Source organism: Roseateles sp. GW823-FHT07B05 (assembly GCF_058794515.1).
The window spans coordinates 238,462-261,726 of record NZ_JBXAGX010000005.1 but is presented as its reverse complement, the minus strand read 5'-3'; the positions used below and the strand labels follow the sequence as shown (position 1 = coordinate 261,726).

General features: G+C 67.9%; 15 protein-coding genes and 2 pseudogenes. 4 read left to right on the top strand and 13 right to left on the bottom strand.

Annotated elements, in window-relative coordinates:
* The first annotated feature begins 57 nt into the window (after positions 1-57).
* The 4 genes from AC1Q7O_RS13575 (at position 58) to AC1Q7O_RS13560 (ending at position 4,843) form a co-directional block, all read left to right on the top strand.
* Positions 58-267 (top strand): helix-turn-helix transcriptional regulator, encoded by a 210-nt coding sequence (locus tag AC1Q7O_RS13575; RefSeq protein ID WP_492659575.1) that lies wholly within the window; start codon positions 58-60, stop codon positions 265-267.
* Positions 268-281: 14 nt separating this feature from the next.
* Entirely contained in the window at positions 282-1,151 is an 870-nt protein-coding gene (locus AC1Q7O_RS13570; protein ID WP_492659576.1) for a plasmid recombination protein, read from the top strand.
* Between the two features lie 167 nt (positions 1,152-1,318).
* The gene (locus AC1Q7O_RS13565; protein WP_492659577.1) at positions 1,319-2,317 is read left to right on the top strand and encodes an AAA family ATPase; all 999 of its coding nucleotides are present in this window, start codon (positions 1,319-1,321) and stop codon (positions 2,315-2,317) included.
* Positions 2,318-2,332: 15 nt separating this feature from the next.
* Positions 2,333-4,843 (top strand): S8 family peptidase, encoded by a 2,511-nt coding sequence (locus AC1Q7O_RS13560; protein WP_492659578.1) that lies wholly within the window; start codon positions 2,333-2,335, stop codon positions 4,841-4,843.
* Positions 4,844-5,243: 400 nt separating this feature from the next.
* Here the strand turns inward: AC1Q7O_RS13560 and AC1Q7O_RS13555 are convergent, their stop codons facing one another.
* From AC1Q7O_RS13555 to AC1Q7O_RS13495, 13 genes and pseudogenes are all read right to left on the bottom strand, one after another.
* Positions 5,244-5,456, bottom strand: a complete 213-nt coding sequence (locus AC1Q7O_RS13555; RefSeq protein WP_492659579.1) for a hypothetical protein — start codon at positions 5,454-5,456, stop codon at positions 5,244-5,246.
* A gap of 230 nt (positions 5,457-5,686) precedes the next feature.
* A complete protein-coding gene (gene istB, locus AC1Q7O_RS13550) occupies positions 5,687-6,508 on the bottom strand; it encodes an IS21-like element helper ATPase IstB (protein WP_492659580.1) in 822 nt (273 codons plus the stop codon).
* Positions 6,505-8,004, bottom strand: a complete 1,500-nt coding sequence (gene istA / locus AC1Q7O_RS13545) for an IS21 family transposase (protein WP_492659581.1) — start codon at positions 8,002-8,004, stop codon at positions 6,505-6,507. Before istA ends, istB begins: the two co-directional genes overlap by 4 nt.
* A gap of 123 nt (positions 8,005-8,127) precedes the next feature.
* A pseudogene (locus AC1Q7O_RS13540) lies at positions 8,128-8,679 on the bottom strand (type I restriction endonuclease); the annotation flags it as partial.
* A gap of 48 nt (positions 8,680-8,727) precedes the next feature.
* Complete coding sequence (locus AC1Q7O_RS13535) at positions 8,728-10,236, bottom strand: Fic family protein (protein ID WP_492659582.1); 1,509 nt, start codon at positions 10,234-10,236, stop codon at positions 8,728-8,730.
* A gap of 221 nt (positions 10,237-10,457) precedes the next feature.
* On the bottom strand, positions 10,458-11,345 hold the full coding sequence (locus AC1Q7O_RS13530; RefSeq protein ID WP_492659583.1) for a GIY-YIG nuclease family protein: 888 nt from the start codon (positions 11,343-11,345) through the stop codon (positions 10,458-10,460).
* An 8-nt stretch (positions 11,346-11,353) separates the two neighbouring features.
* Positions 11,354-12,514 (bottom strand): restriction endonuclease subunit S domain-containing protein, encoded by a 1,161-nt coding sequence (locus AC1Q7O_RS13525; RefSeq protein ID WP_492659584.1) that lies wholly within the window; start codon positions 12,512-12,514, stop codon positions 11,354-11,356.
* A gap of 158 nt (positions 12,515-12,672) precedes the next feature.
* Positions 12,673-14,523, bottom strand: a pseudogene (locus AC1Q7O_RS13520) (type I restriction-modification system subunit M).
* A gap of 118 nt (positions 14,524-14,641) precedes the next feature.
* Positions 14,642-15,508 (bottom strand): spherulation-specific family 4 protein, encoded by an 867-nt coding sequence (locus tag AC1Q7O_RS13515; protein ID WP_492659585.1) that lies wholly within the window; start codon positions 15,506-15,508, stop codon positions 14,642-14,644.
* Positions 15,509-15,537: 29 nt separating this feature from the next.
* Positions 15,538-17,388: a DUF4832 domain-containing protein gene (locus AC1Q7O_RS13510; protein ID WP_492659586.1), complete on the bottom strand. Its 1,851-nt coding sequence runs from the start codon at positions 17,386-17,388 to the stop codon at positions 15,538-15,540.
* Between the two features lie 153 nt (positions 17,389-17,541).
* Positions 17,542-19,428: an NPCBM/NEW2 domain-containing protein gene (locus tag AC1Q7O_RS13505; RefSeq protein ID WP_492659587.1), complete on the bottom strand. Its 1,887-nt coding sequence runs from the start codon at positions 19,426-19,428 to the stop codon at positions 17,542-17,544.
* Complete coding sequence (locus AC1Q7O_RS13500) at positions 19,425-22,109, bottom strand: alpha-galactosidase (protein WP_492659588.1); 2,685 nt, start codon at positions 22,107-22,109, stop codon at positions 19,425-19,427. The genes AC1Q7O_RS13505 and AC1Q7O_RS13500 overlap by 4 nt, the downstream gene beginning before the upstream one ends.
* Positions 22,106-23,116, bottom strand: coding sequence for an amidohydrolase family protein (locus AC1Q7O_RS13495; protein WP_492659589.1), 1,011 nt, complete (start codon positions 23,114-23,116; stop codon positions 22,106-22,108). The genes AC1Q7O_RS13500 and AC1Q7O_RS13495 overlap by 4 nt, the downstream gene beginning before the upstream one ends.
* Positions 23,117-23,265 lie beyond the last annotated feature (149 nt).

The window sequence follows — 23,265 nt, the reverse complement described above, 5'->3', positions numbered from 1 at the left end:
TTATGCACTTTGCTGCGTAACAAATGGCCCGGTTTCCACTTCCACTTGGAAACCTCAATGACGTTCTCCGTCGACATCACTCCCGTTCACCCCGCCGTTCTGCGCCCGTGGCAAGCTGCTGCCTACCTGAGCATCTCGCGCAGCGCCTTCTACGAGCTCACCAAGCGCAACGAGATCACGCTCATCAAGCTCGGCGGCCGTGCTTCCGGCGTCATGCGCGCAGACCTCGATTCCTGGATTGCCACCCGCCGGAAGGCCGCTTGCTGAATCGAGGAGTGCACATGAAGAACAAGACCGCCACCAAGGCCACCTACAGCCAGACCCGCGTGACCGAGGCCACGTACAAGGACTCCTTCAATGAACTCGACGCCGCGCTCGGGCCGAGCGACGCCTTCGTCGCTATCAAGAAGCTGAAGGGCAAGAACATCATCCTCACGGCCGCCCGTCACAACAAGCGCGAGATCCTGGCGGAACTGACCAACGGCCGTATCAAGCCGGCAGAGTCTCACCTGAACGAGGTGCTGTGGGGCCCTGACTCCGCCACCGAGGTTGTGGAGCGCGCCGAGGTGAAGATGCTCGCCGCCGGCATCAAGAAGCTGCGCCACGACGCCGTCCGCTGCCTGGGACTCGTCTTCTCGTTGCCTCCGGGTATCAACCTGAACATCAACAGCTACTTCTCTCGCTGCATCGACTGGGCATCCAACTGGTACGGCGGCTACGACAACATCCTGAGCGCAGACCTGCACCTCGACGAAGGCGCCCCGCACTGCCACCTCCTGATCCTGCCACTGACCGGCGGGCGCATGAACGGCTCCGCAATGGTCGGCAACAGCACCCATCTCCTGAAGGTCCGCGCCTGCTTCAACGCCTCGGTCGCAGCGCCGCACGGGCTCGTCTTGCCGCAGAAGCTGTCGATCGAGGCCAAGCGCGCGTTGGCGGCGGCCGTCTACGAGAAGGTGCGCATCGACGACGACCCGGTCGCCAGCAGCGCGCTGTGGCGGTGCGTGCGCCCCTTCATCGAAACCCACCCCCGCCGCTTCGCTGCGGCGCTGGGGCTGGCTGTCGATCCCGTCGTGCCGAAGAGGCAAAGGAGCTTCACCGACATCATGATCTCGAAGGGGAAGCGCACGACCGAGGACCGCGCGCGCTGATCGATTGCGCCGCGAAGCCTACAGAGCAGATGCTTCGCGGCGCTACCACTGCGGCGCCCTGGCCGCCCGGGAGCCTCCGCCAGGCCGCTCAACCTGCCGGAAGGTTGCGATCGTGCAAACCCTAGGCGCCTGCTGTGCAGGCGCACCTACGTGACAATGGGGAAGTCATGGCCAACGGCGATCAACTCAAAGCCTTGTTCCGCTCGTATGCGGAGGGAGACGAACGCCATTTCTACTCGGTGGCGATGCAGATGGCCGCACACGAGGCCAAGCAGGGCCACGGCAAGCTCGCCGAGGAGCTGCGCGACCTGCTCGACGCCGCTAAGTCGCGGCGGCACGCAGGTGCCGCCGATGGCGCCATCCCGCTGGCCCGCCCCAAGGGCGAACTGGCCTCGCTGCTCAGCGTGTCCTACCCGTCGAGCCGACTGTCGGACATGGTGCTGTCTCAGCCGGTGCTCGCTGGGCTGCAACGTGTCTTGAAGGAGCAGCGGCATCTGAGCAAACTGCGCAGCCACGGCCTGCACCCGCGTCGCAAGCTGCTGCTCGTCGGCCCCTCCGGCACCGGCAAGACGATGACCGCGGCGGCACTGGCAGGTGAGTTGGGGATCCCCCTGTTCGTTGTGCGCTTGGACGCCTTGATCACCAAGTTCATGGGCGAGTCGGCCGCCAAGCTGCGTCAGGTTTTCGATGCGGTGGCTTCCACCCGAGGCGTGTATTTCTTCGATGAGTTCGACGCCATCGGCAGCCAGCGCGGCATGGCGAACGATGTCGGCGAGATCCGGCGCATCCTCAACAGCTTCCTGCTGATGATTGAGCAGGACGAGTCCAGCAGCGTCATCGTCGCCGCCACCAACCACGTGGACATTCTTGACGAGGCTCTGTTCCGGCGCTTCGATGACCTGGTCGAGTACCACGTGCCATCCGCCGACGAGATTCGTGCGTTGCTGCGCATGCGCCTGGGCAGCTACCTGAAGTCGACGAAGGCGATCGCGGCGTTGACGACCGAAGCGGTCGGGCTGAGCCACGCGGAGATCACGCGCGCCGTCGGCGATGCGGTCAAAGAAGCCGTGATGCACGACCAAGTCAGCGTGCTAGTCGATGACGTCAAAGCCCTCCTGCAACAACGCCAGGCCGTGCGTCGTCGCACGCCAGTGGCGAAGGTCTGAGTGCGCATCCGCTGAATGGCTACTGACGACCAGCAGCACCGTCCGCACCTGTTCCCACAGGATACCCGCAGCGTCGAGGGCTATACCGCCAAGCAGAGCGGCGGCGGCGACAAAGCGGCGGTGCCGGCGAAGGACCGGCAGCATCATGCCGGCGCGTTGCGCGCCCAGTTGGCGCAGGTCGCCGTCGCCCAACAGCAGCGCGTGGCCGAGCAGAAGGCGGCCGGCGTACAGAGCGCGATCGGCATCCAGGTCGAGTTCGAGAGCGAGCAGGGCGTGGCCATGGCCACCGCGAGCCTCGCCCGCGACCATCGCGGCATCGAGCTGATGAACGTCCGGCACCAGGGCACGCAGATCCTGGCCACCGTGTTCGTGCCACAAGGGAAGCTGGATCATTTCGAGAAGCTGATCACCGAATACGTCGAAGGCAAGACCAACAAGAACGGCGACCCGCTGGATCACCAGGCGCTGGTAGATGCCATCAGCGCGCTGCGCGTGGCGACCTTCGATTCGCTCTGGACGGATGCAGTCGCCGCGTTGCCTGGCAACGCTGACGAGGCCATCTGGTGGGAAGCATGGCTGTCGCTCGGCGCTCATGCCGAGCGCACGATGGCCGACTTCCGCAAGGTGGCCGACATGGCAGGACTGCTGGTGAGCGACCGCGTGCTGCACTTTCCCGAGCGGATGGTTGCCCAGGTCCACGGCACCAAGAACCAGTTCCTGCAGTCGTCTCTGGTGCTGAACATGATCGCGGAGATCCGGCGTGCCAAGACGACGGCCGAGTTCTTCAACAACCTGGCGCTCGAAGAGCAGGCCCACTGGCAAGACGATCTGCTGCAGAGGCTGCTCCCGGAGCCGACCGGCAACGCGTACGTGACGCTGCTGGACACTGGCGTGAACCATGGGCACCCGCTACTCGCACCGTTCGTGGACGACAAGGACCGCCACGCCGTCGAGCCGGACTGGGGGCCGGACGACGTAAACGGCCACGGCAGCGAGCTTGCTGGCCTGGCATTGATGGGCGACCTCACGGCGGCGCTGGCCGAGGATGCGCCGCTGGTGGTTCCGCACCGGCTCGAGTCCGTGAAGGTGTTGCGCGGGCCGGGCGACAACGAGGGCGAGTCATTTGGCGCGATCACGGCGGAAGCGGTGGCTCGTGTGGAGATCACCGATGCCCAGCGCCGTCGCGTCTTCGCAATGGCGGTGTCATCCACCGACGACCGCGACCGGGGCCGGCCATCATCCTGGTCCGCCCAAGTTGACCGGCTGGCATGCGACTACGAAGGGCAGGGCGCCACGCGGCGCCTCTTCGTCCTTTCCGCGGGCAACATCAATGACAGCGCCGCGTGGGCAGCCTATCCGGACAGCTTGACCACCAGCTCTGTCCATGACCCGGGCCAGGCCTGGAACGCGCTGACGGTCGGGGCATTTTCCGAGCTGACGACCATCTCGGCGGATGCCCCCGCGTACAAACCCATCGCCAGCGCCGGCGGGTTAAGCCCCTACACGACGACATCGGCCACCTGGCAGCCCGGTTGGCCCTTCAAGCCGGACATCGTCATGGAGGGTGGCAACGCCGCCATCGACCCGTCGGGCTTCACCAGTTCCATGGACAGCCTGTCCTTGCTGACCACCGGCCATCAGCCGCATGAGCGGCTGTTCACACTCAGCTGGGCCACCAGTGCAGCCACTGGACTAGCCGCGGGCATGTGTGCGCGCATCGCAGCGGCCTACCCCAGTTTCTGGCCGGAAACCATCCGGGGCCTGATGGTGCACTCCGCACGCTGGACCCAGCCGATGCTGGATGCCTACACGCCGGGCGGCCTGCGCAACCAGACCACCATGCGCCAGTTGCTACGTCACTGCGGCTATGGCGTGCCCAGCCTGGAGCGCGTCCTGTACAGCGCTGGCAACTCGCTGACGATGATCGTGCAGGACGAGATCCAGCCGTATCACAAGATCGACAGCGCGGTGAAGACGCGCGAGATGCACCTGCACGATCTGCCGTGGCCCATCGAGGTTCTTCAAGAGCTGGGCGATCTGCCTGTCACGCTGCGGGTCACGCTCTCGCACTTCATCGAACCGAATCCGGGGGAGCGGGGAGGCATCGACAAGTACGCCTACCAGTCGCACGCGCTGCGCTTTGCCGTGCGGCGACCGTTGGAAACCGAAGCGGCCTTCCGTGGCCGGATCAACGCGCAGGCGGCCGCCGAGGAGCAGGGCTTGGCTGGCGGCGGCGGCAGTGATCCAGGCTGGGCCATAGGCGAGCGGCTGCGCACGCGCGGCTCGCTGCTGTCGGATAGTTGGACGGGGACAGCGGCGCAGTTAGCTAATCGCGGACAGCTGGCAATATTTCCGGCGATGGGCTGGTGGCGCAATCGGCCGTCTCACGGTCGCTTCGACCGCGCAGCTCGGTACAGCCTGCTGATCTCCATCGAAGCACCGACTGCCGAGCAGGATCTGTATGCGCTCGTTGCACAGCAGATTGCTGTTGCGGCCGAGATGCCTGTGGAGATCCAGGTTCTCTGACCCATCGTCTGGATCGCCTCCTCATGCGCAGTTGAGAGGCCGGTTCGAGCGCGCAGTCGAGTACTTCCGTACATAGGGAGGAGGATCAGCCGCGGGCTTGCTGATGGCCGAGCGTGGCGGCTAGGATTTCCGCCGTGCCCATCAAGATCTGCACGATGTGTGGCGAGTCCTTCACGGCGCGGCTCAGGCGAGTGCGAACATGCAGCACGACTTGTAGAAATCAACTTATCTCGCGGGAGCGTCAGCAGGCGCACCTGACACAGTCCAACTGCGTGACCTGCGGCGCCCCCTTCGCCCGCACGGCGCAACAGAAGAGCAAGCAGACGTGCTCACCACAGTGTGCTGCGCAGCTTCGAGGAACACGGACTTCGACGCGAGGCAGCCTGACTTGCACCGTGTGTCAGCAATCTTTCACTGTGCGGGCGAACGAAATCGCATCGGGGCGAAAGTACTGCTCGCGGGCGTGCATGTATGCGAGGAACACCCCGGCGATGCGGCGTGCATGCGCAGTCTGTGAAGAGTTGTTCTCGTCTCCGCCCAGCCACGCCCACGTCATGACCTGCTCGAAGGCCTGCGGTCTCCGCCACCGCAGTAGCCCCACGAAGAAGGACAAGCTACCTCGGAGCTGCCCGACCTGCCACCGGGTCTTTGTAGACCACGAGAGCCGAATCCAGCGCAGGATCTTCTGCTCTCAGAAATGCGCAAAGTTAGATCCCGCGTTCCTGGCGAGGCTGTCTGCGCGCCTGTCCGGCGCCGGGAACCCAAGCTGGAAGGGCGGTGTATGTTGAGGCTCGCAGCGAACTGACCCGGGGCGCTCGTGCAGAACTGACCCACCCCTGAAGGCTACCCGAGGGAGCCTGTGTCTGTGGATATCTCTGAGGTCTTGGGGTCTCCTTTCTTGCGTTGAGTGGATCGGGCACGTGCCGCCGCGACGGTCGTGCTGCTGTGCTTGAAGCGCCAGGACTCGTTGCCGGTCTCGACGATGTGGCAGTGGTGCGTGAGCCGGTCCAGCAGCGCCGTGGTCATCTTGGCGTCGCCGAAGACGCTGGCCCATTCGCCGAAGCTCAGGTTGGTCGTGATGACCACGCTGGTGTGTTCGTAGAGCTTGCTCAGCAGATGGAACAGCAGCGCCCCGCCGGCCTGGCTGAATGGCAGGTAGCCCAGCTCGTCCAGGATGAGCAGGTCCACGTACATCAGCCGGTGCGCGATCTGCCCGGCCTTGCCAGCCGCCTTCTCCGCCTCCAGCGCGTTGACCAGTTCCACCGTCGACTGGAAGCGCACTCGCTTGCCGTGTCGCTGGATGGCCTCGATGCCCAGCGCCGTGGCCAGATGCGTCTTGCCCGTGCCCGGCCCGCCGATCAGCACCACGTTGTGCGCGGCCTCGGTGAACTGCGTCGTGTGCAGCTTGCGCACCAATGCCTCGTCGACCGCGCTGGCGTCGAAGTCGAAGCTCGCCAAGTCCCGGTGCGCCGGGAAGCGCGCGGCCGTCATCTGGTACGCGATGGAGCGCACGTTGCGCTCGGCGCCCTCGGCGTCCAGCAGTTGTTCGATCAGCTGCTCAGGTTCCAGCGCCGCGTGGCGGCAATGCGCCACCAGTTCGGGCCAGTTGGACGCCATGCCGTGCAGCTTGAGCGCCTTCAGCCGCGTGACGATCTCCGTGCTCATGAGCGTGCCTCCTGTGGGTTGCGTAGCGCGTCATAGCGCTGCACGTCGGCGCGGGGTTCTTCCTTCAGCGCCGGTGTGGGTTGGGCCAGTTCACGGAGGGCCGTGGCGCCGTCCTTCAACCGCGCCAGCACGTTGAGGACGTGCTCGGCGCTGGGGCGTCCGGCCTCCAGAGCAATCTCTGCGGCCACCAGCACAGCCTCCAGGCCATGCACCGGCACAGCCGCCAGCACCTGTGCCATGACGCGGTCGCCACCCGCGTGGCGCAGCAGGTGGCGCTGAAGGGTCTGTATGACCTCGGGCATGGCCTTGAAGGGTGCGCCGTTGCGCAAGGCGCCGGGCTTGATCTGCACCAGCGGGATGTAGTGCTGCCAGTCGTAGAAGGTCAGGTCACGCTCGAAGCTGCGGGTGTGCCGTGCCACCTCAACACCGTCGGCCACCAGCACCAGCGTGTCTGGGTAGGCGCGCAGGCTGAGCACGGCGTTCACGTACCGCGTCGGCACGCTGTAGCGGTTGCGCTGGAAGTGCACCAGCGCCGTAGCGGAGACACGCACCGGCTGCTCGACGTAGCCGTCGAAGGGCCTCGGGTACGGCATCAGCCGGGCCTGTTCGTCCTGCAGCACCTCGGCCACCGTCAGCGCCGACCACTCGGGGTGCGTAGTCTCGGCCCAGCAGGCGCGGCAGCGCTCCGCCAGCCACGCATTGAGCGTGGCCAGGTCCGGCCAGCGCCTCTCGCTGGCCTCGCGCCAGACCTGGCGCCGGCGGTCCTGCACGTTCTTCTCGACGATGCCCTTCTCCCAGCCCGAGGCCGGGTTGCAGAACTCAGGCTCGAACAGGTAGTGCGAGCACATGGCCTGGAAGCGCGCGTTGACCGAACGCTGCTTGCCGACGCCGACCTTGTCGACCGCGGTCTTCATGTTGTCGTACACGCCTCGACGCGGCACGCCGCCCAGCGCCTGGAAGGCGCGTGCGTGAGCGTCGAACAACATCTCGTGGCTCTGCGTCGGGTAGGCCGTGAGCCAGAAGGCCCGGCTGCTGGCGAGCTTGGTGTGCGCGACTTCCAGTCGCCGGCGCAGGCCGCCGACGAAGACGTACTCGCAGCTCCAGTCGAACTGGAACGCATCACCCAGCTCGAAGCTCATCGGCACAAAGGCGGCACGCCGCGGCGCGGCGTCCTGCTCAGCGCGCCAAGCCCGCACCCAGCGGGTCACACGGGCATAGCTGCCGGCGTAGCCCAGGGCGCGTATCTGCTCGAACAGCATCTTGACCGTGCGCCGGTCGCGCACCGGCCGGTGCTGGTCGGCCTTGAGCGCCGACGCCAGATGCTCAGCCCAGGCGTCCACCGCGCTGGCAGCCTCTCGCTTGGGGTACTTGGGTTCGGTCACCCCTTCCTGGCGCAACCACTGCCGAACGGTGTTCCGGGACAACCCGGTGCGTCGACTCACCTCGCGGATGGACAGTCCATCTCGCAGGTGCATCCGTCTGATCTTGGCCAACATGCCCACGCTGATCACTCCTGCTTCCCCTGCTCATCCGTTGAGCAGGTCAGTGTGTTTTGCGTGGGTCAGTTTTGCGCGAGCGTCACCCCGTTTTGCGGGTCAGTTTTCGGCGAGCGTCAACAGGCCGCCCTTCGGTTGAGGCAGCCGGTCGAAGCGGTACTGATCCACCGCGTCCTGCACGCTCTGCGTGAAGTTGCTCTTCAGCTCCAGCGTGGCCACGGCGATGCCGTTCAGGAACAGCACCAGGTCCAGCGCATCGTTGGTCGCATTGGGCGAGTGCTTCACCTGCCGCACCACGCGCAGCCGGTTGGCGGCATAGCGAGCCTGGATGGCCGGGTTCAGCGCCAACGCGGGCTTGAACTGCGCCAGGTCCAGCGGCGCCCGCAGGCCCAGCATCTCCACGCCGCGCCGCAGCACGTCCAGTGTGCCGCGCTCGTTCAGGTTCTTGCGCACGCGCTCGGCCAGCAGCTGAGGCAAGGCGGCACCGTGCGTCTTGCTCAACCGCTCCCAAGCCTCGGGCTGCGTGGCTTGCAGCCAGGCCAGCAGGTCAGGCGTGAACAAACCCTGAGTGCGGTCGAACTGCGCCGCATCGCCCTCGGCGTAGAGCCAGCCCTGCTGGCCCAGATAAGCGCAGATCTCGGTCTCGAAGTGGACCTCTTGGTGCAGGGACGGCACTCAAACTCCCCGTTTGGTGTGATGTGCAGCGTAGCCTACACGGCAGTCTCAATCCGGCGCTTCGTCATCCAGCGCCTGGCCGTTCATGGCAAGGTGCACAGCGGCCTCAATGGCGTCCATCACCTCAGGCTGCACACGGTCAGCGTAGCGCTTGCGCCGGTTGCTCGACAGCGTGCCGCCGTTCTGGAAGATGGTCACGATCAGCGTCGCCAGATCACTGCCGCGGAGGTCGTGCCGGGCATCGATATGGCGTTTCACCCGGTCAAAGATGCCGAGGAAGGCCACCTCCTGGCGCATGTGCGTGTCCAGCGACGCTTCTGCCATGTCCAGCGTGAAGGCGGCCGCCTCGGTCAGGTCCATGCAGCGGAACCAGACGTCCGCATTAGCTGCCCACGCATAGCCGTAATGCTCGTCTCCCGCCCACGTCACCTGGCACAGCCCGCGCGCCGGCTTGCTGAAGGCGGTCAGGGCCTTCAGATAGTCGGCCTCGTGCTTCTTCATCGCCACCGAAATGGGCAGCAGGAACTGCGGCGGCAGCAGGCCTGACTGCCCCAGGCAGTGGTGAATCAGGAAGCGCGACAAGCGCCCGTTGCCATCCATGAACGGGTGGATGAACACAAAGGCAAACGACACCACCGCCGCGTGCACCAGCGCATCCAGCGTGGGTGGGCGCTGGTTGGCAAGGCGCATCAACCCGTCCATCAAGGCCACGGCCAGCTCCGGCGCCGGCGGCACGTAGGTCACGCCGGCCGCACCAGGCACGTCTTTCTGCAAGCGGTTCTGTTCGGTGCGGAACTGTGCCGCCTTGTCGAATGGGTTGGAGATGGCCGCGTTCTGCAACTCCACCAGCAGGTCTTCGGTCAGCGGGCGCTGCTCATGAGCGCGTCGTAGCAGGGCGGCAAACAGCGCGGCCTTGTCGTGCGTCGGCGCCTCGCCTTCGATGGCGAAAGAGCCCTCGGTTTCGCTGAGATAGGCCCAGGTCATGGCGCGCTCCAGCAGCGCCGGCCCCACCTCGGCGGCAAAGGCCTGGGCCTTGCCCAACACATCCTTCTGTACCCGGACCATCAGCGCCGGGGTCTTGCGCACCACCGGGCAGAAACCCAGCTCACCCAGGCCGTTGAACTCGATGCGCCAGCGGGCGTCGCGCCGGGCCGGGCCCACGAAATACTGCTCGGGGTCGAACAACGGGGCATAGGCCGAGGCAACGCTGAAGCCGTCCAGGCCCGGCAGCCGTTGCCCGTGCCAACGCTCCCACAAATGCCCCAGCTTGCGCCCGTAAACACTGTTGGGCGCCGCCTGCACCAAGGCCGCCAGTTCCTGCGGCGGCATGCGTTGCACAGCGCTCAACAGCAGCGCCAGGTTCACCCCTTCATGCTTCAGGGCAAACAGCGCCTGCTGCCCCAGGGTGGGTTCAGGCGCCAGCTTGTGCGGCACCAGCAGGCTGCCGTCCGGCTGGCGCTCAATGCGCGTCACGGAAGCCAGGCGAGCCCGCTGCGCCCCCAGGAAGTCGGGGGCGCCCACGGCATCCTGAATCCAGGCGTAGCCAATGTCGCTCATGTCAGTGGGGCGTTCTCGCGCTGAAAAAACTTCAGCTCTCAAGAATTATTGCCAGAACCAAACCTTGGAAAGACTTTTTCATCACATCACCCGCCACGAACCACGACAGCGTCGCCAGCAGCGACCGGAAAAATCACCAGCGGCACAACTTTTCTACCATTATTAGATATCGGGCGTATTTTTTTGCCAGAAATCGCATTCAAGCTTGGCCCTTGCCCCAATCAAGATGCATTCGGCCCCTCCCTCTCAATCGCCTGCCGCTTCACCGCATCCAGCGTCAGCCCGCCCTCGGTCTTCCACTCCAGCCAGCCGTTGGCCGTGCGGCCCAGCAGCGCCACGGCGGCCATGCTGGGTGAGCGGAAGAGGTGGTCGCGGGTGAACTTCACCGTGTCGCCCTCGGCCACCATCACGCCGTCGCGCAGCAGCTTGTCGCGGAAGTTGGCATCGCTCGTGCCCTGGATGGACGGCACATGCGCCAGCCGCCCGACAGAACCGGCCAGCACCACGAAACCCTCCGACGTGTAGAGCCCCCGGCCCGCGGCGCCGCCGGAGTGGCAGAAGAACAACTCGGCCGCCCGAGCCTGGGAATCCGCCTGCGGCAGCGCCGCGAACAAAGGATGGCCCAGCGTGGCCAGCAGGATCTGGCCGGTCTCGAACACCTCGCGGCAGTCCGCCTCCAGCGGGGCCGGCGTGTGCGGGCGGCTGCCGGCGTTGCCGTTGGAGTCGGCGTAGCGGCCCACACGGCGCGCAGTCTCGATGCTCAGCCACTCCAGGAACAGCGCATGCGTCTGCGTCAGCGACTGCGTGCGCGACACCAGCACCAGCGCCCGCTCCCAGAAGTCCTTCTTCTTGTCGTGATCGGCCAGCCGCGTGCGCAGGTCGCCCGTCTGGCCGATGTAGACCTGCGGCGAGCCGCCATCCTCGGGCACGGCCACCAGGTAGTAGACGGCCACCTGCGTGCTCTCCGGCATCGCAAAGAACTCCGGCAGCCGTTTGCGCGGCACGTCGATGACCTGGACGATGCGCGTGGTGATCTCCGCCACGCGGATGCCCGTGGGCTCGCCGCTGGTCAGGAAGATCTGGATGGTCTTGGGCGTGGCGACAGTCATGGCGGGCCTCAGGCGGCGGCGAATCCGCGCACATCGATCTGACCGGTGACGGCGGCGGCGATGAGGGCGGAGCGGCGTTCTTTGAGAAGCGCGACCGCAGTTTCGACCTCATGAGTAGCCGCCGAAAGCCGGCAGGTTTCAGCCTGAACGGCAGCAAGGATGTCGCCCTGCTCGTGCAACGGTGGTACAGCCACCCAGAGCGCACCGATCGAAGACATGTTCAGGCCCTCCATCGTGGTCCCCTGAGCTGCAAGCGCAAAGTAGCGCTGGCTTGACGGCGCGCTCAAGAACAACTGCATGTAGTTTGGCTGGACGAGTTCCCGATTGACTCGGTACAGAACGAGCCGAGGATTGATGATTCCTGGCTCGGCGTCGGCAGGAACAACAGCGGCTCTGCCGATGGTGCCCATCACACTGACCAGCAAGTCGCCTTCGGCGACGACATAGCGCGACATTTCAGCGAACTTTTCTTCGCTGATGTAGTAGTCGCCAACGGAGAAGTCGCCGGGGATAACCTGCTGCTGGCCGTAAACACGATAGCCCTGCGAGGTGTACATGTCCTTCGTCAGCGACGAGCCGTACGGCCCTGCAATTCCCTCCACCACCAGCTGCTTCATCCGCTTGACGGCCCAATGCGCCGGCACCTCCCCCAGCCACGGCACGCCGGAATCCTTCATGGGGGCCTGGGGGTTCAGGCCGCGGGTGACGGCGTGGGAGATGGTGGCCTGGCGCTTTTCGGCCAGCAGCGCGATGAGCTTTTCCTGCTCCGCAATCAGCCCATCGATCTTGGCGGTTTCGTGGTCGAGGAAGGCTGCGATGGCCCGCTGCTCCGGAAGTGGCATCAAGGGCAGTGGAACCTGGGCGAAGTTCGAGAACCGCAAGGCCTGCCCGTCGCGCACGAGATTCGTTGTAGCTTGGAGCGCTTGGATGTACGGACCGCTCTTGAAGAGGTGTGCAAAGAACGGCGGATAGATCGATTCGTTCGGCGTTAACGCAACGTAGGCCGAACTCATAGAACCTTGGAGGCCGCACCACTCCAACCCGCCCTGAAAGCTGCGCATGCTGATCACGAAGTCGTTCGGCTCCACATGCTTCAGGATGTCGGCGCCGAGGATCACCTGGGTGACCTTTTGTCCCTCTATTTGCATGAAGTCAGCCTGGTACAGCATGCCGCGCTTCTGAGAAGCAGTGAGCTGTCGATCTGACTCACGCGCGCGCTCGTTGCGGTCCTTGAAGTAGCGCCGGCTCTGCACGATCGCCCAATGCTGAGGAGTTGAGCCCAGCCAAGCGACGCCGCTATCTCGGTACTCCGGATACCTCGGCAGCCTCATTCCGCCAACTCCCCCAGCATCGCCAGGATGCGCCCCGACACCGCCTTCAGCTCCTCATCGATCGCCTGCAGCGAGCGCGGCGGCTCGAAGACGTAGAAGTGGCGGTTGAACGGGATCTCGTAGCCAACCTTGCTCTTGTCCTCGTCCACCCAGGCGTCGGGCGCATGAGGCAGCACTTCGCGCTGGAAGTAGGCTGCGATGTCTTCGCCCAGCGGCACGTTCTCGGTGTCGCGCAGCGCGCTGTCGGGCTGGGGCTTGCCCTTTTGCTTGCCCTTCAGGCCCAGCACGGGCTGGCCGACCTAATCGCGCAGCGGGCGCTCCACGGTGATGGTGGTGTAGCCGAAGTCTTCGTTGCGGAAGATGCGGCTGATGGGCACGCGCTTGAGGCGCCCGCCCGCGGGTGCCGTGGGCGGCGTGTCGGTGCCGGTCACCAGCACCGGCTCACCCTGGGCCTGGCCATCGGCATCCAGCACGGTGATGAACTCGGCCTCGGTGAAGTTGCCAAACAGCCGCGTGACGGTGGCGATGTGCTCGTCGCTCATCTCCTTGCGCTTGCTCCCCAGGCTCTTGCGCATCTTCTGCCAGAAGGAACTCGCGTCGATGAGCTGAACGAAGCCCTTGCGGTCGGCCGGCTTTTTGTTGGAGATGATCCAGACGTAGGTGGCGATGCCGGTGTTGTAGAACATGTCGGTGGGCAGGCCGATGATGGCCTCCACCAGGTCGTTCTCCAGCACGTAGCGGCGTATCTCGCTCTCGCCGCTGCCGGCGCCGCCGGTGAACAGCGGTGAGCCGTTGAGCACGATGCCAAAGCGGCTGCCGCCCTCGCCGTTGATGACCGGCGCCATCTTGGACACCAGGTGCAGCAGGAAGAGCATGGAGCCGTCGCTGACGCGCGGCAGGCCGGGGCCGAAGCGGCCGTTGAAGCCCCGCTTCTCGTGCTCGTCGCGCACGGCTTTCTCGACCTTCTTCCACTCCACGCCGAAGGGCGGGTTGGAGAGCATGTAGTCAAAGCGTTTGCTGGCGTGGCCGTCGTCGCTGAGCGTGTTGCCGGCGACGATGTTCTCCACCGGCTGGCCCTTGATGAGCATGTCGGCCTTGCAGATGGCGTAGGACTCGTCGTTGAGCTCCTGGCCGTACATCGTCAGCCGCGCCTGCGGGTTGTGCGCCAGCAGGTGCTCGGCCGCGACCGACAGCATGCCGCCGGTGCCGGCCGTGGGGTCGTAGATGGTGCGGACCACGGCGTTGCCGGGCGTGAGCACGTCGCCGTCCTCGATGAAGATGAGGTTCACCATCAGCCGGATGACCTCGCGCGGCGTGAAGTGCTCGCCGGCGGTCTCGTTGGAGATTTCGGCGAACTTGCGGATCAGCTCCTCGAACACGGCGCCCATGGCGGCGTTGTCCACGGCCTCGGGGTGCAGGTCGATGTTGGCGAACTTCTCGGTGACGAGGTACAGCAGCCCGGCCTTGGCCAGGCGCTCCACCTGGGTCAGGAACTCGAAGCGCTCGAAGATGTCCCGCGCCGCGGGCGAGAAGGCCTGGACGTAGGCATAGAGGTTCTGGCGGATGTTGTCCTGGTCGCCCAGCAGGCGGGGCAGCGTCAGCTCGTGCGCGTTGTAGAAGCCGATGCCGCCGGCCTTGCGCAGCAGGAAGGGCTCGGGGTTGAGGCCGGCGGCCTCCTTGGCGGCCTTCTCCTTCAGCACGGCGGGCTTGGTGGCCTCCAGCACGCAGTCCAGCCGGCGCAGCACGGTGAAGGGCAGGATGACCTTGCCGTACTCGCTCTGCTTGTAGTCGCCCCGCAGCAGGTCGGCGACCTGCCAGATGAAGGACGACAGGGCTTGGTGATTCATTCGACTCCCGATCTCGTTGCTGGCCGCGCGCTGTCCGCGCGAGCGGCGCATTCTGACCGGGAGCGCGCCGCAGCCGGGGAGCCGGGCGCCGGGAGGGCCCGCCGCCGGCCGCGCGAGCTCAGCCTCGCACGCGTCGGCGGGCAGCCGCGCCGGCCAGCAGCGCCAGCCCGGCCGCCAGCAGCGCTGCCTGCGCGGGCTCGGGCACGGCGGCGGCCTGCACCTCGGCCTGCCAGTAGCTCGGCAGGTGCAGGTAGGGGTTGCCGCTGGCCAGCGTGCCGTCGGTGATGTAGATGGCGCCCAGGCCGTTCTGCCTGGCCAGCGACATCACCTGCTGCATCTGGGCGACGCTGGCCACGCCGTGGACGATGGCGCCGGTCGAGGCGGCATCGGTGAGCTGGCCGAGGAACGGGCCGTTGACGAAGTCGCTGAACGAGCCTTCGAAGCTCATCAGCGTGCTGGTGACGGCGGCATAGCCCGCGGCGGGCGTCACGCCCGGGTTGCCAACGATCTCCCAGCCGGGATGCGCGGCGCGCAGGCCGTCGCTGACGGTCTTGTAGAACGGCAGCGTGCCGGCCTGCGAGGCCATCTCGTCGAGGAACACACCGTCCACGCCGTACCAGGCGGCGTAGCGCTGCGCGTCGGCGAGCACGTCGGCCGTCGACCGGGTGGGCGGCACCTCCGGCGTGCAGTGGCTGACGCCGTAGCAGGTGTAGACGTAGCCCAGCACCTTGCCGCCCGCGGCGCGGAAGGCGTTCACCGCGCTGACGTAGTCGCCGTTGGACGCGGTGCCGGGGCCGTTGCCCGGGTTCATGATGGCCGTGATCTGCACGCCCTGCCCAGCCACGGCGGTCATGTCCTTCCACTCGTTCAGCGACGGCATCCAGGACGGGTAGAAGTAGGCCGGCACGATGATCTCGATGGCCGACGCGAAGGGCGACGCGGCGGCCAGGGCCAGCGCGGCGAGGGTGGTCTTGAGGCGTTTCATGGTCGGGGGCTCCGGTGGGTTGGCGCGCTTCAGCGCACGGTCAGCGTGGTGCCGGCGGCGAAGGCGCCCAGCGTCGCGTTCCAGGACTGCGCGCGGGCGGCGTTGTCCGCGTTGGCGGGGCGCACGCTGTAGCGCACGTCGTTGCGCAGCGCGGCGGCGCCGTCCGGCAGCGCCAGCAGCACGTCGTAGGCGCCCGTCGGCGTGCCGGCGGGGATGGTGAAGGCCGTCGACACGGTGCTGGTGGCGTTGGGCAGCCAGGTGCGCGGGTCCACCGCCGACAGCGTGATGCGCACGACGGCGCCGCTGGTCTTGTGGCGCAGCAGCAGCACCGCGGCCCGCGGGTTGTAGGCGCGTGCCCAGCCGCTGTTGCGCACCGTCAGCAGCAGGTCGCCCGACTGCCCGGCCGCCACTTCCGCGCTGTGCCGCAGCGTGGCGAGCTCGAAGCGGTAGCCCAGGTTGCGCCTGACCTCGGCCATGCAGCCCTGCGTCTCCCATCGGGTGTGGAACACGTCGCGGTAGTAGTCGTTGTTCAGGTAGGTCAGGTTGAACTGCCGGCCCTCGTTGAGGATGTCGGCGCAGGCGGTGCGGGGCACCGCGCCGGCCTCGTCGGCAGGGTTGCAGGTCTCGCCGCCGAAGGGTGCCACGCGCGACAGCGAGGCGGTGTAGTCGCGCTGGGCCTGGCGGGTGGCCGCATCCTCGCTGTAGGTGCCGACGTCGGTGGCCGAGGCCAGGAAGCAGTCGTTGTGCACGCCGATGCGGGAGGCCGCCGAACCGTCGCGCCAGCCCGGCACCTGGGCCGCCCACTGCATCAGATAGGGCGGGTAGCGCAGCTGCAGGAAGCGCTCGGCCGGCAGCGCGTTCAGCAGCGCATCGCGGATCTGCGTGCGCGGGCTTGCATCGGTGAGGTTATTGGATGACGTGTGCCACTCACCCCAGGCGCCGATGAAGCCGGCCTGCAGGAAGGCGATGACGTCGGCATTGGCCGTCAGCACGGGCTTGAGCTGGTCGATGTGGCCCAGCACGCGCGCCAGTGGCGCGTCCTTCACGTTCTGGTACTCGGTCTCGTTGGCCGGGTAGTTGTAGAGGAAGCGCGGCACGACCTTGAGGCCGGCGCTGCGCGCCTTGGCGAAGCCGTCGGCGATCTGCGTGAGCAGGCTGGCGGGCAGCGTGGTGTTGGCATAGGCGTCCAGCCGCACGGCGGCGTAGACGACGCGGTAGCCGGCCTGGAACTGTGCGTCGGCCTGGGCCTGCGTCCACAGCAGCAGGTTGTCGGCGGCCCAGGTGTACATGCCGCGCTCGGGGTTGGCGATCTCGGCGGTGCTGACGGTGAAGCTGGTCTCCACCGGCGCCGGCCCGGCGGGCGGCGGCGGGGGCGGCGGGGTGGTCGCCGTGAAGCGCCAGGCCTGGTTCGCGTTGCTGGCGCTGCAGGTGGCGACCGAGAAGCCCACCTGCCCCACCGCGGCGGGCGCGGTCAGGCAGAGGTTGGTCGACGCCAGCTTCAGCTGCGATGTAGTGCCACCCGACAGCGGGACGGTCTCGAAGCGCTGGCGGGTCTGGCTGGCCTGGCAGGTGCCCAGCTCGACAAACGAGCCCGAGCTGGTGCCCGTCGCGACGACGCACAGGTTGGCCTGCGCGTTGCGGAGGGTGTTGAGAGGGCTGCCCGTGGCCACAGGCGTGAAGGTGAAGTCCTGCAGCGCGGCACCGGCGGCGCAGGTCGCCAGGCGGACGTCCCAGGTGTCCACCTTGGCCTCCAGGCAGGCGTTCGACGGGTTGGACACCACCGGCACGGCGGTCGCGACGGTGGGTAGCGCGGCAAGCAACACCGAGCCGACGGCACCGGCGACAGTGCGCGGCAGGGGGCAGGGACGCATGGACGGCATCAGGTTCTCCTCATGAAATCGGGCGTCAGGCCCGATAGGGATGGCACACGGCGCGCTGGGACAGGGTGAACCGGGCCGCGCCAGCGCGAGCGCGACCGGGGCACCGGCGCGACCGGTGCCATGGGCAGTGAGACGGAGGAACGTGCCGGGCGGCTACTCGATGCGGGCGTCGCCCCAGGTCACGACGACGGGGCCGGCGGGTTCGGTCCCGTGCTGGCGCGCGATCAGCTCGATCAGCTTCACGCCGCGCAGGTCGGCGCCGAGTTCGCGCGCCGGCTGATTGAACTTCATCGGCGGCGTGGCTGCGAGCCGGCGGCCGTCGCCCCAGACCTCGAAGCTGACCGCTGCGGTCTTGCCGCGCGTCGAGTCGTCCACGCCGACGCGGGCCGTGAAGCGCTGCGAACCGGGCACCACCTGCACCTGCAGCCGCGAGTCGGCCAGCACGCCGACGCCGTGGCGGAACACCTGGCGCTGCACGCTGAGGGCCTGGTCGTAGGGCGTCGAGTCGGCGCGCGGGCCGCCCCAGCCGGCGTAGGCCGGTCGGGTGCCGCCGTTGTCGGTGGTGGACCACGACGCCAGTGCGCGGTAGCCGATCGGGTCCTGCTCCGGCGCGCGGATACCGTCGCGCGCCACGTAGACGTTGCCGGGCCGCTCGGACACGAAGTAGCCACGCGGCAGCAGGTGCCGGCCGATGGCGGTGAACAGCAGCGCCTCGCGCGGCTGCAGCTCGAACTCCTTCTTGCCGGTGAACGTGCCCGCGTCGGCGCGCGCCCAGGCGTCGCGCAGCGAGATGGGCGCGGCGGCGTCCATCTTCAGGTGCTCGGCGGTCAGCGTGAACTTGGCGGGCGCGCCGGTGCGGTTGAACAGCAGCACCGCCTTGCGTCCGTCGGCGAGCGTCTTGACGAGGATCTGCCGGTCGCTGTCGGCGTAGGCAATGACGCCCTGGTGGCCAGCGGGGTCCTGGTTGATGGCGACGACCTCGGGGGCCTTCAGCACGTCAATCAGCGCGGGCGAGGCTTTGGACAGGTCGGTGCCGATCATCAGCGGCGCCGCGGCGATGGCCCACAGGCCCAGGTGGGTGCGCGCCTCCAGCAGGTGGCTGCCGTCGAACTCGCCGTTGCCGATCTCCAGCATGTCGGGGTCGTTCCAGCGTCCCGGGCCGGCGTAGAACTCGCGCGTGGCGACGGTGTCGAAGTTGTGCACCATCTGCGAGAAGCTGTTGGCGATGTCGCGGCTGGTGCGCCACATCGTGCCGTGGTCCTGCCCCCAGGAGCGGACGTTGACGGTGCCCCACAGGCACACCGACAGCACGTAGTCGCCACGCGGCCGCACCTCGCGCAGCGCATCGCGCAGGCCGGCGTAGAGCTTCCTGGTGCCGTCGACGTCGGACTGGTTGATGTTGCCTTCGACGATGGTGGGCCGGACCTCGCGGTACTGCCCCGAGGCGACGTGCGGCCGGTCGCGGCCGTAGGAGGACAGGCCGCAGCCGTCCACCTTCAGGTAGTCGAAATTCCACTCGCCAAAGAACAGCGCCACGTCCTGGCGCATGAAGCCCATCAGCCCCACCTCGCGCTCGGCGGCCGTGCCCTCGGGCAGGTTGGGGCTGTCGGCGTCGTAGGCCTGCGAGCAGGCGTTGCGGCCGATGTCGGTGTACAGGCCCGCCTTCAGGCCCATCGCGTGGATGCGGTCGGTGAAGGGCCGCAGCGAGGTGTCGGCGCCCGTGGCCGCGCTGGGGAACAACCCCGTGCGCACCTGCAGCCGGCCGTCGGCCGTGCGGCGCTTGAGCCACCAGCCGTCGTCCACGTTGATGCTGCGGTAGCCGGCAGCGGCGAGGCCCGAGTCGACGATGACGCGGGCCGAGTCCAGCACCTTCTGCTCGGTGATGTCGACGCGGAAGGCGTTCCAGCTGGACCAGCCCATCGGCGGCGTGGGCGCCGTGCCGACGGGCTGGTGCTGCCAGCGGCCAGTGGCCTCCAGCGTGGACTGGGCGTGGGCCTGGGCCGAGAACGCGACGAGCAGGGAGAGGGCGAGCAGTTTCATGCGGCGGTCTGCAGTCGGCCGAAAACGGCCGGGACGTGGAAGTCGGGCGTGGCGGTGTGCGTCGGGCTCCACGCGGAGTACACGCGGCCCGCGCCCTGCCCTTCGACGCGGAGCAGATTCAGGCGCCAGCCGTCGTCGGCGCCCGCTGCACGGGTCATGGGCACGGCCAGCTCGGCAGTCCAGACCTTGCCCGGCGCATCGACGTGCGTTCGGGCGCGGCTGTCGCCGACGATGCGCTTCTTGCCCGAGGCCTCGACGGCGATCTCCAGCAGCAAACCGTTGGGCGCCACCTGCACCTCGCGGTAGCTCTTCAGCCCCGCACGGCCCGGCGGCTGCAGGAAGACCTCGACGACGTCGCGCTCCCACAGCGGCCAGATGTCGGTGGCCGACGCTGCCCGCTCGTGAACGCCCAACGCCTCGTACTTGCAGATGAAGCGCAGGAACAGCGTGCCCGCGCTGCGCAGCAGCTGCACGCGCGTGGACTGCGGGCCGGCAAGCGCCCGGCCCCGCCAGTCGTGGCGGAAGAAGCTGGTGGGCGCATCGGCCCACTGCGACGCGAGCGGGAAGCCGTCGGCGCCCACCTGCGCCACGCGGCCGGCGAAGGCGACGGGCAGCGTGTCGGGCACCTCGGGATGCGCCTCGATCAGCAGGCTGTGCGTGAAGCGCACGGGCAGCGTGGGCTTGTCGGCACTCACCACGCCGAGTTCCTTGCCCTGCAGCGAGTCGCGCAACCGCCAGCGCCCGGCGCCCAGGCCGCGCAGCGTGACCGGGCCGTCCCAGGTGTCGGCATAGAACGCGTAGTGCAGCGCGCCGCCCTGCTCGACGACGTGGGTCTCGGGCTTGTCGAACCCCAGGTCGTACAGCTCGCCGCGGTAGCGGCCCTCGGCCAGGCGCAGCCGGCCGTACAGGTCTACCCAGCGCCGCCAGTGCTGCTCGCGCTCGGGCGTCAGCAGGAAGCTGTCCTTGGGCTTGGGGTCCACCGGCCACGTGAACTTGGTGGCCACGACGGCGCCGATGCCGACGCTGGACGCGAAGTCCTGCCCGCCAGTGCTCAGCTCCACGTGGTCGCCGGCGTAGGCTGACCACGGGCCCATCAGCGCCTTCAGCGTCTTGCCCTTGTGGCGCACCTGCCAGCTGGACAGCGGGTCCGACGCGGGCGCCTGGTCCATGAACGGCATGTTGTGGAAGGCATAGCTGGTGCCGCAGGGGCACACCTCCACCACCGCCTCCGGGTTGGCCGCGTGGGCCACGTCGTGCATGACCTTGTAGAAGGTGGACACGGCTTCCACCGATTCCTCGGGCCGCGCGTGCTTGTGCCTGGGGTTGAAGCAGGGCGCCACGCCGTTGAGGTGCTGGCCGTCGACCTTGAGGCCATCGAAGCCCCAGTCGCCGATGATCATCTGGATCGTGGCGGCCAGGCGCGCCTGCGTCTTGTCGTAGGCAGGGCACAGGTAGAAGCTGTTCCACCACGTCACGTTCTGCACCGCGCCGTCCTTGTCCAGCAGCAGCAGGTCGGTGTGGTCGTGCAGCTCGTCGCTGCCGGGCGCCACGGCCAGCGGCGCGATCCACAGCCGCGCCTTCATGCCGCGGGCGTGGATGTCGGCCACCAGCGCCTTCATGTCGTCGGCGCCGCGCGGGAACTTGGCCAGGTCGGGCGTCCAGTCACCGGTCTTGACCTGCCAGCCGTCGTCCAGCACCGCCCACTTGAAGCCCAGCTCCTGCACCTTGGGCAGCGTGGCGCGCACGTAGTCCAGCGAGAAGTCGCGCTCGTAGCCCCACGCGCACCACTGCGGCTCGTAGGCGCTGGCGGGCGCCTCGGGCGCGGCCAGGCCCTGCGCGGCCATCAGGCGGCGGTAGCGATCCAGCGGCACGAAGAAGTCGCCGCGGTGCACCGCGATGAAGGCGGGCGGGGTGGCCAGCACCTGGCCCGGCGCCAGCGTCTGCGGCGCATCGCCGCGCAGCGAGACCTCGACGGCCTCCCCCACGGCCTTCACGGGCAGCGCGACGAGCTGCGGTTGAAGCGCGAGGTGGCCGACGGCGACGCCCACGTCACGCCGCCACACGTCCACCACCGGCGTGCCGCCGCCGTAGTCGGACGCGTTCATGCCCATGAAGTTGCGCTGCTCGAAGCCGCGCTTCACGGGCTGGATCCAGTCGCGCCGGTCGGCGTGGCTGGCACCGGAGTAGGTCCAACAGCCGCCGGCATGGCGCGGCGCGGCGGCCAGGCGGTGGGCGGCGCTGGCCCAGGCGTCGATGACGATGGGCTTGTCGCCGGTGTTGGCGTAGCTGACGTCCAGCAGCGCCACGCCGGGGTGCTCGTCCAGCAGCGTGACGGTGACGCGCTTCTCCAGGCCCTCGGCGGCGCGGCCGGACAGCTGCAGGCGCTGGCCGGCGCCGAACACGGTGTCGGCGCGCGACGGCTCGGCACGCTGCAGCGCGAAGCGCCCGACCTCGCGTCCCTTGACGACGACGTATTCGCTGGCGTCGAAGCCGGTCAGCGTGACGGGCCGAGGGCCGGCCAGGCTGACGAGGCGGCAGCGCATCTGGTCGTCGAACTGCAGCGACACGGCGCTGTCCTGCACGCGCACGTGACCACGGCCCTCGGCGGCCTGCGCCAGCGGCAGCTGCGTGGCCAGCGGCGCGGCGCCCAGCCACTGCAGGAAGGCTCGGCGCGCGGTCATCGCCGGCCTCCCCACGCGGCGGGAAAGGTCCGCTCGGCGTTGCGGCGGTAGAGCTTGTCGACCACGGTCTTCGGCAGCCCCAGCCCCTGCACCGGCTGGTCGAGGTCGGCCACCTTGAAGCTATCCGTCGTGTTGAAGTAGCGCCAGTGCATGCGCCACACGCCCTCGGCTTCGCGGGCCAGCGCAGCGCCGTCCTGGTCGGGCGCCTGTGCCATGTCGCTGCCGTAGAGGATGCGGTCCTGGTACTGGATGAAGAAGCGGCGCACGCGCTCGCGGTCCTGCTGGCTCTGGTGCTGCAGCTGGCCGATGCGGGCGGCCACGTCGACGACGGCGGTGGGGAAGCGGTCCAGGAAGGCGGCCAGCTCGGCCACGTCGCGCTCCAGCGACGCGAGGTGCACGCCGACGAAGCGCAGCCCGGGATGGGCCGCCACCATGCGGTCGCGCGCGGCCATCTGCGCCTCCCAGCTGGGCATCTCGGGGTGCAGGTGCATGTGGTACTGCGGGTGGGCCTTGAAGTACTCGCGGTCATTGTTGACCGTCATCTTCTCCAGCGGCAGCCAGCAGTTGTGCGGCTCGCCCTGGTGGCCCAGCAGCGGGATGCCCTGGCGGGCGAAGTCGTCGAACAGCGGCGCGAAGCGGGCGTCGTCGATCATCACCAGCTTCTCGTCGGCGCCACGCAGGCTCATGCCGATGTTCTTCCACACCTTCACGCCCACCGCGCCGGCCTGCATGGCCGCGGCGATGCGCTGGCGCGTGGCCGGCAGCCAGGCGGGCTGGTCGGAGCCGTCCACCGAGAAGCTGGCAGCCCAGGCGACGTCGCGCGGGAACTGCTTGCGCAGCTCGACGGCCACGCGCTGCTGGTCGTCCAGCGGCGGGAAGTCAGGGTAGTCGACGTTGATCGTCAGCACCTTGAAGCTCTGGCGCCGTGCGGCCTGCATGAACGCCGGCGCGGCGTTGTGCAGGTGCAGGTGGACGTCGATCTTCGGCACGCGCGCGTAGTCAGCCATTGTGTAGCTGGGCGCATCTGCTGCGTGTGCGGAGAAAAAAGCCGCCCCGGCAAGCAGGGCGGCAACGGAGGAGACGAAAAATCGCATCGAAATCAATCCATGTTGTGCGGGCCGAGCGCCGGGCCGCTCCCAAGCCGGCCCGCGCTGGC